Below are 14,303 nucleotides of genomic sequence, written 5' to 3'. Positions count from 1 at the left end.
GCCACCACGGTAACAACGTCCTTCCCTCCACGCGAGGTCGTAGGTGACCTGCCAGTACGCGTTCAGACCGCCTATCGAACGAAGGATAGGTCGGGCACCAATCTTGACGAGCTCAAGGGCTACAGTGGCCGAATCGAGATTGATCTGGCCGTAGAGAACCTCACTGTCAAACCCCGCGAGGTCGCCTACGACGTCGCAGGCGTCCGTAAGACCCGCACTGCGCTCATTGGCGCTCCGATGACAGTCGTCGCTTCCACTGTCTTGAACAACACTCCTGCGGGTGGCGTTGTCACAGGTGACCTCACCGACGCCAAGGTTACAAACGGGCTTCTTAGCCGCAACTCGCGGGGAATGGCCACCGTGCAGTGGGCGACCATCCTGGCGCCGCCACAGTTGAATGCCAACGCCACTTTGCGCATGGTCGCCGACGTCAAGGACTTTGAGATCCCCACCTTCAACGTTTCGGTCCAGCCTGGCCTAGTCACCGATCCTTCTGTCGCCGCTCTGCTGGACTCGTCGTTTAATCAGGACACCGGTTCTGAGATTGAGTTGCAACGCAAGACCATCGAACTCATCGGCCAGGTCAATGAAGTTCTGGCGCGCTCGTCTAAGACCATCGGCGATGTTCGCTCTAATCTTGATGCCTCGTCCAAGACACTGGGCGACAAGTCCATCGCCGAGTTGAACAGGTCGACGACGTCTGTCGCGGCATCGGTCAAGTACCTTGACCAGCAACTCAAGAGCCTCAATCAGCAGTTGTCTACGACTCTCAATAGCAGCCGCTCTATGCTGCTCTCCAAGATGCAGTCGACGGTGGCCATGATGGACGCCATGCTCGGCGATACGACAGCTACGCCGCCCACCCCGAGTGTCGACTCGAAGGGCTGCGCGTCGACCGTGGCAACTCCTCACGCCGCCACGAGCGTCTACGGCAACCTCATGCAGGTTTCTAGCCAGTTGAACGGCTATGCGACCGCAACTGATCAATGCCGGGCGCAGGTGGTCAGACAACTGTTGCTGACCGTCGGTCCGGCTACGCCGACTGTGGAGCAGTGCATGGACCCTCGTGCGTCGGGCTCGGTCACGTGTGACCTGCGCATGACCCAAATGACGATGGACAACTCGCTGCTCAAGATCAACGAGGAGGGGCAGAAACTCGTCGCTAGCCTGGACCCAACGGCCGTAAATGATGCGATAACCGGCTTTCAAGAACTTAACAGTGGTGTGAAGGACTTGGAGAGCCTCGCTGGTCATGGTGGAGTAATGGATGGTCACTACGCTGAAGCGTTGTACGACCTTCGAACCGCGAAAGGCCGCATTGAGGATGGCATGACTACCCTCCACCGCCACGCCGAAGGTCAAAAGTCCGACGTGGATGTGGCATTGGCAAGGCTGCGAGCCCAGAGGACCGAGATCGCCGACCCCGCCACCGGCATGCTGGCTCAAATGGAGGCCATCGCCGACGGCGTCTGCGAGTTGGGGCCCACCGCCAGCCTGACGAGCAGCCCCAGCGCCTCGGCGTCGGCCACCCCGGACCCCTCGGCTAGCCCTGATCCGACCCCAGCTCCGACAACCCCAACCCCGACTCCGGCAGCCCCCTCTGCCCCCTACACGCGCGACCAGTTGCGCGCGATGTCGACAGGGACGACGTGCACTGGCCGGAGGACCCGCGCGTCCCAGCGCCCGGCCAAGTGGAAGGCCACCGATGACATGCGGACGCGCTTGACCGATCAGCTGGCGGGGATTGATGCGGCCATTAGCCTGCTCGAGAAGCAGTCTGCAGCATGGCAAGAGGTTATCAACTGGACTGTGGTAAATGCTCCGGATGACGATCCCACGACGTATCACGCCTTTAACCTCGCCATCAAGTGGATCGACGGTGGCATCGCTGCATTGAAAGAAGGCCATACCTTCACCGACTCGTATAGCCAGGAACTGAAGGCGGCGGTGACCAGCCTGGCGGAAGGCCGTGACCACATGGGCCCCCGTCTGACGGCGCTCCAGGCGCAACAGGAAGGTCTAAGCGCCGCAATTACGGAAGGCTTCAGTCGCGCCACGGCAAACGCACGCGCGGACCTTGCCACATCCATCACTCAGACTCAGCGACGCGTGGTTGAGGACACCTTGGTTGACGCATCAGGCGTCAGCAACATGTTCGTTGCGTCGGTTGAGGGCCTCAATTCCGCCAGCGTGACTATCTCCCGCAACGGGACAAAGAGTATTAGGGAGGAAGACGCCCAATTGGCTGGATCCAGTGCCAAGTTGGGAGAGGCCATTGACGAGATGGTCAAAACCAATCTGGCTGACATCGCGTCAAGTTTCTCGCGTTCTTCGCGTGACTTGTCTGGCGCTGGTGCTTTACTTCAGGCTGACCTGAACAAGGTGTTGCTGGACCTCGGCGATCGCAAGGTCAAGGGTCGCGGTCTGCTCGGTGCCATGGCTACTAGTTCAGCCAAGGTCGGCTCTGCCGACTACCAGTTAGCCATGGCCTCGGGGGCGGCGACGGAGTATGCCTCGGTGCGAGGCCGCGACATCGATACACTTCTGATGCGTCAGGCCCAGTTGAAGGCGGCTACGGAGTCTCAGGGGGAACTTCCCGCATTCCGTGCCAAGGTTCCTGCTGGCGCCGGCACCCAAACGGTTTACAACTTCACGATCGGACCCACCAAGTGAGTAAGCGTCTTCACGCCCTTCTCATCGCAGCAGCAGTTCTTGTTGTCGCCGTAACCGGTTGGGGGGTGTGGAGCATGCAGCACCGGGAAAAGCCGCAACTCCCGGCCGCTTCAGTACCTGTTCAATTGCATGCCGACGTGCCGAAGGACACGAGCATTGCGCTGATCTTGACGCTGTCCTCTGATCCCGGGCAAGGCAGCGAGTGGCGCGATGCTGCCGCTGGCGCCGAAGTTGCAATCCATCGGTTCGCGATGTCGGGGACAAAGATCAGTCTGACGGTTTTCGACGATCACGGGACCGCATCGGGCTCGGCGGAGGCCGTCGCGAAGGCTCGCAAGGCCCACGTCAGCGGCATCGTATATGCATCAACCGGCGATCACCTCCTTGCGGGTGTGAAGGCTGCGGCTCACAGCGGCACCCCAGTGCTCTTGCCGTACTACTCCGATGTAGCGTCGTTGCCGACCGGCGCGTGGAGCACCGGGCCGAGTGACGAGGACATCGCTGCGGTGATGGCCAACTTGATCACGCAGCAAAAGTTGGATCCTCTGCTGACTATCAATGCCGGCGGGAAGATCCCGCAGGGGATCGAGGGTGCCCGGATACTGCCGCTCGACCCGAAGATCGACCGCAGCGTTTCTGCCAAGGCCCTATCAAAGACTCTCGGCCGGAGTAAGCCGCAGGGGATCGTCGCTGCGGGCCCGGCTCTCACGCTGGGCCAGACCGTCGCACTAATCCAGGGCGTCGGCTCCCACGTTCCCGTCGTGCTGACGCCTGAGGCGCTCAGCCCCGGCTTCTACCAGGGGCTTGTGGAGGCCAATGGCACTGCTTCCACCGAGCTCTTTTCCGTCGGAGCGGCGAGCGGTGACGCACAGAGCCTGGGCACCGACGAAGCGGCCCGATCCATGTCGGCTTATCTCGCCGGACTGCGCTTGCTGGCCGCCGATCCCGGTGCCAAGAACCCGGTAGGGGATGACTCTTTCAGCGCTGTCGCCGCAGTAGCCGATAGCCGTAGCCACGACGCCGTCGTGGCGTTGGTGCGCGCAGTGGAGAAGGCACAGGTGAAGGACTCTGGTGCAGTGTCGGCCAGTCTTGCCAACATGACCGTTGGATATGACCAGGGAATTACTGGGAGCCCGCTGGACTTCACGCGCCCGGCAGCGTTCCCGAAGGACCGCGTAGTTCCCCTCAGTTCCGGACAAGACACACTTGGGCTACGGCCAGCTCCGGCGTCGGGGGTGGCTCCGCTTGTGTGGTTCCCTGCTCGGCCATAGCGTTCGTAAGCGTCCCTCGGGGTCGCGCTCCACCATCCCTGACAACCATGTAGAAGGAGTAGGCGTGCGCCTTCAGTTCAATCTCGACTCAGTCCAGCGCGACCTAGATGTGGCTCGCTTCTCCGCGAAGGCTACCCTGGCTGACTTGGTCGAGAATGTGACCGGCACACGTCCGGCTGCGGATAGTACTCTGTGGCTTGACGACCGAGAGGTCCGCGCCGACAGTTTGCTTGCTCGGCTGGAGTTGCTCGATGGCATGCGTATCTCTCGCGAACCCTTGCGTCCGGCGCTTCCTCTGAAGGGGTGGAGTATCACCCAGGCTGGAGGCTTGGAGGCTGGCAGTGTCTTGCAGCCTCCCGTTGACCGACCGTTGGCCATCGGCCGTTCTCCTCATGCCGACCTCTCGATCGCTTCCGCCAGCGTTTCATGGGATCACGTCCACATCCAGCGTGACGATGTTGGTCTTCGAGTCATCGATCAGGGTTCTACGAACGGCACCTTTGCGTATTCCTCGGAGGCCGACGGGCTTAAGGTGGACTCATCCGCAGGGCAGTCTGTCGCCGTCGATACCACGTTGGCCGTGGGCGGCTCGACCCTGCTGTTGCGTGAGAGCCTTCAGGAGAATCCCGCGCCGCGCGCTGGATCGCTGCACAATGTCACCCCAGCAGGTACGGCGCCGTTTAACCGGCCTCCGCGCCCTGGCCAGCCTCCACGGCCGGATCCGATTGTCTGCCCCGAGCCCAAGGAAATCCCTGACGGCGCAAAGTTCAACATCATTGCGGTGGTCGTGCCCCTGGTCATGGCGGTCGCCATGGTCGTGGTGATGAAAAACCCCATGTACGCCATGTTTGCGGTTCTGAGCCCGGTGATGGCCGTCGGCTCGTGGTATGAGCAGAAGTCGCGCCGTAAGCAGGAACGCAAGGCTGAGGACAAGCGCTTTGCGCTCGCCCTCGAGACGTTGCGTCGGGACCTGGCCAAGGCTGCATCCGAAGAAGCCGCGCGGCGGCGCGTCGAGTGCCCAGACCCAGCGACGACACTTCGTGTTGCGGCGATCCCCACCACCCAGTTGTGGCAGCGCCGCTTTGGCGCGCACGACTTCCTTAGTCTCCACGCAGGGATGGGCGCTGTGCCATGGGATCCGCCCGTTGAACGTTCTGGGGCAGGCAGGCCTGATGAGCGAGTTCGCAAGGTCATTGCGGCCAGCATGATTCCGTGCTCGCCTGTCGAGGTCAACCTCAGCGACGCTGGAGTCGTCGGCATCGTCGGCGACCGTGACGGAGCTCTCGCTCTTGCACGCAGCCTCGTGTGCCAAGCCGCGGTTCATTCTGGCCCGGCTGATGTCACGATCGGCGTCTTCTGCGACCAGGGCCGTGAAACCGATTGGGAGTGGACAACATGGCTGCCGCACACGCGGCGCCTCGGCAACGCCTCGGCTGATCGCTGGTTTTCGCACGCTCGACAGCGTTCCAACGAAATGCTGCGTGGCTTGCGTGACGAGATCCAATCCCATCCGACGATGTCGGTATTGCTTGTCCTCGACTCCGATGTCCTCACGGAGGGCCGCGAGTCTCCCGCCCGATCGCTGCTGGGGTTTGGGCGTCATATGAATAAGCAGGCTTCTTCCGCACGTGAGATGTCCCGGGAGGTTTCGGGGATTGTTATCGCAGCGGCGGAAGATCAACTTCCTGCGGCCTGTACGGTCGTCGTGACTGTGGCTGATGACGCAGCCGCGACAGTGACCCGCCCGGATGATCTCAAGAAGGTCGACGACGTGGTCCTCGCAGGTGTGACCTTGGAACGCGCCCAGCGCTGCGCCCTCGACCTTGCGCGTTTTGAAGACCCTGAACTCAAGACTCCGGGTGCCGCCCTGCCCAGCCTGGTGCGATTACCGCCCCTCATCGACTTGGAGGCCCCGACGGCCGGCAAGATCCTCCACGCCTGGGAGACTTCCCGGGGAGTATCCACCCCGGTGGGGGTTGGCGAGAACGGCGTCTACAGCCTCGATATCGTCAAGGACGGCCCGCATGGTCTGGTTGGCGGAACGACGGGTTCCGGCAAGTCGGAGTTCCTTCGATCAATGGTAGCTGGCCTGGCAGCCTGCAACGCGCCGACGAAACTCACCTTCATCTTAATCGACTTCAAGGGCGGTGCGGCCTTCGCTGCCTGTGAGCGCCTGCCGCACACCATCGGAACGATCTCCAACCTCGACGAGCAGTTGGCCAACCGTGCCTTACGGGCCCTTGAAGCTGAAATGGAATATCGCCAGCGACTGTTCGCTGCGGCTGGCGAGGGAGTCGACAACCTCGACGCTTACATCCGGGCTAAGCCTTCAGAGCCGCTTCCGCGCCTTCTGCTCGTCGTCGACGAGTTCGCCATGCTGGCCAAGGACTTTCCGGAAGTACTGAGTTCACTGGTGCGCGTCGCCACGGTCGGGCGAACTCTGGGCGTCCACATGATCCTTGCCACTCAGCGCCCTGCCGGGGTTGTCAACGACGACATCCTCGCTAACACCAACCTTCGCGTAGCGCTGCGTGTGCAAAGCCGCGAGGACTCTAACAACGTTATCGGTGTTCCCGACGCTGCCGCTATCGCCAATGCGCAGAAGGGGCGCGCATACGTAAAGCTCGGCCAGGACGACATCACTCCGGTCCAGACCGCCTTGGTTACAGGTGCGGCGCAGAATGACCAGGACAACGCGATCGAGATCCAAGAGCTACGTGACGGTGTGCCGATCCCCAACCCTCCCAAGCCCACGCGCAAGGACGCTAAGTCCGATCTGGACTTGCTGATCGACGCGATTGTCGAGGCGAACGAGAAAGCTGGCTACGCCCCACCGCGGCCCGTGTGGCCCGAGGCGCTGGGCGAACGAGTCGATCTAGCAGGCTTCGAGACAGGGCCAATTGAGGGACGCCCACCCCTCCCAACGGCGGGCGAGGTCGTTGGAGAGCAGGTCAACTTCGCGGTCTCCGACGACCCGGACCGCCAGCGCCAGATCCCTGGTGGTTGGGATATGGCCGGTGGAAACCTCATGCTGGTCGGGATCCCGGGGTTTGGCACTACGACGGCCTGCGCGACAGTCGCGCTGACCTTGGCGCAGCATTACGCCCCGAAGGATCTTGACCTGATCGTGCTCGACATGGGTGCCCGCGACCTCGAACCCCTTGAGAAGTTGCCCCATACGTCGGCCTATGTCGGTTCGGGAGCAGGCGGACGTGAGAAGCAGATGCGCCTCCTGCGCTTCCTCCGGCAGGAGCTTGAGACCCGTCGGGCCACCTCGGGGCCGTACCGGCGCATGGTTGTCATCATCGACGGGCTGGCCGCCCTGCGTGACGAGTACCAAGATTTCGAAGGCATGGCTCTGCTGGAGGGGATGTACCGCGCCTACGCTGACGGCCCAGATCTCAACATGCACTTTGTCATCACGACCAGCCGGGCACGCGCTATCCCTTCCGCCATCGACGAGGTCACCACTCAGAAGTGGATGTTCCGCCTAGCTGACCCCTATGACTACAGCACAGGTGGCCTGAAACCCGCTGAGGCCCCGTCGCCGGTTCCCGGCCGCTGCGTGCCTAGTGTGACCAAGCTGCAGACGCACGTCGCAACCCCTTCTGTTCCGCTGTCTGACGCGGTGGCAGTCATTGCGAACCGCTGGGGCGCACCCAATAAGGAGCAGGTGGTTCGGGAACTGCCCGGCCACGTCAGCGTGACTGAACTAGACGCGGTAGCGCACTTGGGCGATGAGCCATGGCGGATCCCTATCGGTCTCCGGGAAGCAGACATGGCCCCGCAGTATCTCGAGCTCTACGAAGGTGAGCACATGCTCATCGCCGGCCCCGCTCGATCGGGCAAGTCGACATTGCTGATGGGCCTTGCCGAGTCGCTGCGTACGAGCGCGGTGGCAGAAGGGACCGACCTGGCTGTGTGGGGTATCGGCTCCAAGCGTTCCCCCATCGCTTCTTCCGATCTTGACAACGTGGCGGTTGACCCCGACGAGATTCCGGCGCTGGTGGCGGCCGCGCGTATGCGGACAGCGCCGTTAGTCCTGCTCATCGATGACGCCGAGCGCTTCGACGATGCAGATCAATCCATCACGGACCTGGTGGGATCAAATCTGCCGCACGTCCATGTGATCGCCGCGGGACGTTCAGACGACTTGCGTAGTCTGTACTCGCATTGGACGAAGGTCGTGCGTAAGTCTCGTTGCGGGGTCTTGCTGGTCCCCAATCGTGACTACGATGGTGAACTCTTGGGCATCACGGTCCCACGCTCGGCTCCGGTGCGGATCAGTTCTGGCCGAGGCTACGCATGCATGGGCGGCCAGGGGGCACTTATCCAGGCGATGTCGCCTACCGGCAGCACCTTCTGACATCGATAACCTCAGGGAAAGCCTGCTGGCGTGAGCTTCTGAGGCGTTAGATTGCTTCCTGGTATTTCGTCAACACTCTAGTGTCCCACCCGAGAGGCTGAACCATGGCCAATTCCGACGACTACGATCTCGACAAGTTGTCCGGCATGTCGCCCGTCGCCTATGACTTTGGCGTCGCGTCTGAGACTCGCTCGGTGCTGCGTGCTGCCGCATCGGCGCTCCGCGGCCAGCGGGGGGCACGGGCAGCTGCGCGTAACAAGGGTTCTGAGGGCTTCGAAGGGTATTACGCAGAACTTTTCGAGGCCAACGGGACCCAGCAGTTGAATGACCTCGACGAGATCGCTAGCAACCTCGACGATGCGGCTACTAAAATCGATACCCTAGATCAGGCGGCCCGCGACGAAAACAAGCGCCGTGCCGACGCCGCCGCTTGGGCGCAGCGTCGCAAGGACCGAGGCGACTTTGCCCAGTTCTTCACTGATGTTCTCCACACTGACGACATGCCTGAGCCTAACTTCTCTGAGAAGCTGGACGGTCCAACGGCCTGGGCGCCGGCTACGCCGCCGCCGCCGCGAAAGGCGCTTGAGGGTCAACGTAGTGCATATGGGACATCTGCGGGTAACACCGACAATTTGCAGTCCTTTAGCAGGCAGACTGCCAGCCTGAATGACTCGATGCTTCCCCACCCGGGGAAGGTAGATGCGGCGCTGGCCGCCTTTGCACGATCCTGCTCGTGGGTGACTTTTGATGCTTCTAGTGTCGCCGCCGCTCTTACCGCGTGGAACAAGGCGAACGTTGACGAGATCACGTGGGCCGACAGGGTGCGCGAGCTTTTTGTGAATGCTGGCGGCACGGGCATGGCGGTGCCCAATAGTGCGCTGGATGCGGCTCTGCAGGCTAGCGGCATCTCGTCGTCTCGCGACGACATCGTCGTCGATCCTCCCACCGCTATGGGTGGCCAGCCGACGTCGGGGTTTGCTGATGATCCGGTTAATGCGGCGACGGGGAATTTTGTTGAGCCGCAGGTGGATTTGGGTTTCACTGGTGGGTCGGCGACCCTTGAGTGGGGCCGTGTGTATAACTCTATGTCGCAGGTGTGTGGGGCTTTTGGTCCTGGCTGGTCGAGCCTGGCTGAGTCTCGCTTGGTGGTTACGGACGAGTCGGCGCGTTGGGTCCAGGCTGACGGGCGTCATATCGTGTTTGGTCGCATGGGTGAGGGCTGGGGGCGCGCCCAGTGTGAGAATTTGTGGCTTGAGCAGCCGACTGGCATGGGCGGCGTGGCTTTCCTTATCCGTGACAATGATGGCGGGAGTTTCGCGTTCAGTCAGGCGGGTCGGCCGGTCTTCCAGGATCGGGGTCTTGGCTCGCGTGTTGCCTTCACTTATTCCGAGGATCGCCTCGTTCGCCTGGAGCATGAGTTCGGTCGGGCAGTCGAACTGGTGTGGAGCCAGGATGGTCGCCGCGTTGTCGAGGCATTGGCCAGTGATGGTCGCCGGGTCGGCTATGTCTACGATGAGCAGGAACGGCTGGTTGAGTCCACTGGTGATACCGCTACGCATCGGTACGAGTGGAACGAACAAGGCTTGATGCGCCGTGTCGTTGATGCTGATGGTGTGGTCGAGGTGGACAACACCTATGACGGGCAGGGCCGTGTTGTCACTCAGCGTTCCCCACATGGTCGCCTCTCGCGCTACTCCTATTTGGGGGGCCGGGTGACTGTGGTCTGTGACGAGGACGGTGCGCGCGCTAACACCTATGTCCACGATGGTAAGGGTCGCCTGGTCGGCGTCGTTGACGCTGAGGATCACCGCCAGTCGGCGTCGTGGGATCGCTTTGGTAATCAGGTCATGGTCACTGACCGTGAGGGTCGTACCGTGGTGCGTAGTTTTGACACTCGGGGACATGTCATCGCTGAGCAGACCGTGTCGGGTGCCCGCATCGAACAGGACTTTGACGAGCAGGACCGCCTCATCGAGGTCCGCGTCATCAACGACGATCAGGTTTCGGTGACCGAGATGGTCTATCAGGGCGATAACCGGAACCCGGCGCGTATCGTTGACCCGGTCGGCGGGGTCACGGTGCTGGAATGGGACGGTTCGCTGCTGACCAAGGTTGTTGATCCCACCGGTGTGACCTTGACGATGGGCTACGACGCCCACGGTGACCTGGTCTCTACTACGAATGCTGCGGGTCACACCGCACGGTTGGAGCGCGACGAACAGGGCCGGGTCGTGGCGGCGATCACGCCGCTGGGGCATACCACCCGTTACCGCTACGACGAGCGCGGCATGTGCGTCGAGCGCATCGACCCCGACGGCGCGGTGTGGCGTTTCGAATATTCCGCTGGTGGCCGGCTGTTGGCGACGGTCGATCCGCTGGGTGGGCGTGTGGAGGTTGAGCGTGACGAGGCTGGCGAGGAGTCGGCCACGATCGACGAGCTGGGACGGCGAGTGGAGCGTCGGGTTGACGATCTGGGTAACTTGACCAGGGTCGAGTTGCCGGATGGTTCGGCCTGGCAGTTCTCCTACGACGCGATGTCGCGGATGCAGTCCATGAAGGATGCTTCTGGTGGGGTGTGGCAGTTCTCCTACGACGCTGAGGGCACGTTGAAGGCCACCACCGATGCCACTGGCGGTGTGCGGCGCTATGAAACTAACCAGATGGCCCTGCCGACCGCCTACCTTGATGACGGCAAGCGCGAAGAGGCGGTCTATGATCGTCTCGGGCGCATGGTCTGCCATATCAACGCCGATGCCACGTCCACTAAGACCCGCTACGACCTGGCGGGTCTACCTGTCGAGATCATTGACGAGGCGGGCGGTGTCACCTCGATTGAGCGTGACCTTGCCGGTCGTCCTGTAGCCGTCACCCAGCCGATGGGCCAGACTTTCCGTTACGAGTACGACGAGTGTGGTCGCTGGGCTGCGACGATCTCGACTGGCGGTGACCGCTACGAGATGATCTACGACGCCGACGGTCGTATCGAGGGTGAGGTCTGGCCGACTGGTGAGCGCGTCACGACAACCTTCGACGAGTGTGGTCGTGCGGTGGCGCGTCGGGAGCCAGGGCGCGGCTTGACGCGGTTGAAGTACGACAAGCTGGGCCGGGTCGTGTGGTCGCAGGATTCCTGGTACGGCACGCGTCGCTTCCGCTACGACGCGGCGGGCCAGATGAGTGAGGTTGTTAACGCCGCCGGTGGTGTGACCCACTTCGCCTACGATGAGCTGGGCCGCATCGGCGAGGTCACCGATCCGATGGGCGGGGTGACCCGGCACACCTACGATCCGATGGGTCGTCTGCTGACCAGCACCGATCCGCTGGGGCGGGTCACGCGGTACTCCTACGATGCGGCTGGCCGCGTCACTCGGCGTGTTGATGGTGCGGGGGCGTCGATGTCGTGGGTCTACGATTCGGCTGGTCGCCAGGTCGAGGAGTGGGTCAATGACACGCTGCTGGCTGCCACCACCCGTGATTTCGTCGGTCGTACGACGACGATCGTGGAGGGTGATGCCCGCCACGAGTTGCGCTTCGATGTCCGCGGTAACCTGCTGTGGCGTGGTCGCGGCGACCAGGGGGTGCGCTGGGAGTATGACCAGAATAGTCGTCGTACCTGCATGATCCGCCCGAATGGGCAGTCCACGTCGTACGAGTATGATGCGAACAATCGGGTCAGCGCCTTCATCCAGGAGGGTCTGGGTCGGGTGGTCATCGACCGTGATTCGCTGGGACGCATCGTCAGCGTCTTCACTGATGGGCTGTATGCCTCATGGGAGTACGCCGACGGTGCCGTGGTGCGCCAGCGGGTCGAGCGCAACGGCTTCATCAGCGAGTCGGTGATCACCCGTGACGAGAACGGTCGGGTCGTGGCAGACAAGACTGACGGCATCACGACTTTCTACTCCTACGACCAGACCGGTCAGCTGGTTCGGGCCCAGACCAGCGAGGGCTTGGTCACCACGTGGGAGTATGACGCTAACGGCCGGATGGTGATCGAGGATGCGGCTGGGACGGTGTCGCGGTTCACCTATGATGCCGCCTCGCAGCTGGTGTCGGTGACCAATCCTGACGGCACGACCACCTACGCTTATGACGATGCCGGTCGTCGTGTGCGCGAGCAGGGGCCGGCAGGTGAGCGTCGTTTCACGTGGGATCCGCGTGGCTTCCTGGATTCGATCACGCAGATCAACCATGACGGCGACAAGGTCGCCGCGCAGACACAGCGGCTGTGGGTTGACGCGCTGGGTGAGCTTGCTCGCGTCGATCAGGACAGCGTGTGGTGGGACTCGTCGTCGTTCATGCCGACGCTGGTCCAGTACGGGGCGCGCTCGGTGGTTACCGAGGCTGGTATCACTGGCATGGTCGATGGCCCTGACGCCTCGTGGCTTCCGCCGCAGTGGTCGGCGCGTGACCACGGCGGCAACCCGATGGATCCGTGGGCGGTCGCGACGAACGTGGGTGTGTCGGCTCAGGGGTCGTTGCTGGTCCAGGGCATGGAGTGGATGCAGGCGCGTGTCTATGATCCGGCCACGCGTGGGTTTTTGTCGACTGATCCGTTGCCGGGTGTGGCTGGTGCTGGCTGGTCGGGTAATCCGTATGCGTTTGCCGGTAATGATCCGGTTAATTTTTCTGACCCGTTAGGGCTTCGCCCGCTCACTGATGAAGATCTTAAGGGTTATCGCGATGCGGCCCGGTCTCCGTTGGCCAAGGCTGCCGATGCTGCTGGTGGCTGGTTGAAGAACAACTGGGAATACGTCGCTGGTGGCGCGATGGTTGCTGCCGGTGGTGTGCTCATGGCCACGGGTGTGGGCGGGCCACTGGGCGGTGTCTTGCTGGGTGCTGGTATCGACACGATCGCGCAGAAAGCTACCACGGGGTCTGTCACGTGGGGCGAGGTTGCGGTCTCGGGTGCTGCCGGCCTGGTCGGTGGCGGGTTGGGGGCTGCAGCTGGCAAGTGGGCCGCCGGTAAGGCGGCGACGTGTCTGGGTAAGAACGTGGTTTCTGGTCTGACGGAAGGTGCTATCGACGGTGGTATCGGCCAGGCTGGGGCCTACTGGGCCGGCCCTGGCCCCCATACCCTGCGTGGCGGTTTGAAGGCTGTGGCGGTCGGTGCTGCTGGTGGGGGCCTGGTGGGTGGTGGCGCGGGTGCCCTGTCCACGGTGACCGATGTGTCCCGGCACGGCTGTTTCGTGGCCGGTACCCAGGTGTTGATGGCTGATGGCACCTCGAAGAACATCGAAGATGTTGTTGCCGGTGACATGGTCGCCGCGTACAACCCGGAAACGGGCCACACCGAGCCCGGTGAGGTCACTGACACCTACATTCATGACCAGGTCGCGACCTGGCAGGTGACGACTGAGTCGGGCACGGTGACCACCACCGCCGTGCACCCGTTCTACGTCGATGGTAAGGGCTGGGTCGAGGCCCAGGACCTACGAGCCGGCGACCAGCTCTACGACGAGACTGGTAATCTCGTCACCGTCGTGTCGATCCAGGCCACCGGCCAGATCGCCACGGTCTACAACTTCACAGTCAAAGACCTACACAACTACTACGTAGCCGACGACAGCAGCTGGATCCTAGCACACAACGGAACCGCTACCGGTTGTGGTCTCGGTGGGCCTGGGGAGTGGGGGCCATCGAAGAATCACGGCAGTGCGAATGCTCGAGCCTATGAGTTGCAGATCACGGGTCGGCCTGAAGGCTATTATGTCAATGGTGTCGAGTTTGACGGTTACCAAAATGGAGAACTCCTTGATGCCAAGGGGCTCGGATATGAGAAATTACTAACCGCGGACTGGAGTAGGGCTCGTGGCCCGCTCGTGAAAACGGCCCGCCGTCAGCTAGAGGCGGCGGGGTCAACGCCCATCCATTGGATATTTGCCGAAGAAGAGGCTGCTCGGGCGGCGCGTAAGATCATTCCTGAGGAGATTAAGATCAGTCATGTCCCTTTTCTTCGGTAGTTTCGTTGTTGTGAACAGGAGATGATGTGTGAT

At 62.4% G+C, this 14,303-nt stretch carries 4 protein-coding genes; all 4 read left to right on the top strand.

The annotated features are described in order from the left end of the window. Positions 1-237: 237 nt before the first annotated feature. The 4 genes from O6R08_RS09930 (at position 238) to O6R08_RS09915 (ending at position 14,270) form a co-directional block, all read left to right on the top strand. A complete protein-coding gene (locus O6R08_RS09930) occupies positions 238-2,673 on the top strand; it encodes a hypothetical protein (protein ID WP_271417959.1) in 2,436 nt (811 codons plus the stop codon). Continuing rightward, positions 2,670-3,944, top strand: a complete 1,275-nt coding sequence (locus O6R08_RS09925; protein WP_271417958.1) for a hypothetical protein — start codon at positions 2,670-2,672, stop codon at positions 3,942-3,944. Before O6R08_RS09930 ends, O6R08_RS09925 begins: the two co-directional genes overlap by 4 nt. A gap of 64 nt (positions 3,945-4,008) precedes the next feature. Then, complete coding sequence (locus O6R08_RS09920; protein ID WP_271417957.1) at positions 4,009-8,310, top strand: FtsK/SpoIIIE domain-containing protein; 4,302 nt, start codon at positions 4,009-4,011, stop codon at positions 8,308-8,310. A 104-nt stretch (positions 8,311-8,414) separates the two neighbouring features. Next, a complete protein-coding gene (locus O6R08_RS09915; RefSeq protein ID WP_271417956.1) occupies positions 8,415-14,270 on the top strand; it encodes a polymorphic toxin-type HINT domain-containing protein in 5,856 nt (1,951 codons plus the stop codon). Positions 14,271-14,303 lie beyond the last annotated feature (33 nt).

It is taken from the genome of Cutibacterium equinum (assembly GCF_028021195.1).
In the GTDB taxonomy this organism is placed as follows: Bacteria; Actinomycetota; Actinomycetes; order Propionibacteriales; family Propionibacteriaceae; genus Cutibacterium; species Cutibacterium equinum.
This window is presented reverse-complemented; position numbering and strand designations above follow the sequence as displayed.

Excerpts from the sequence above, each read along its gene's own strand:
- O6R08_RS09930 (WP_271417959.1), top strand. The coding sequence starts at position 238 with ATGACAGTCGTCGCTTCCACTGTCTTGAACAACACTCCTGCGGGTGGC.
- O6R08_RS09915 (WP_271417956.1), top strand. The coding sequence starts at position 8,415 with ATGGCCAATTCCGACGACTACGATCTCGACAAGTTGTCCGGCATGTCG.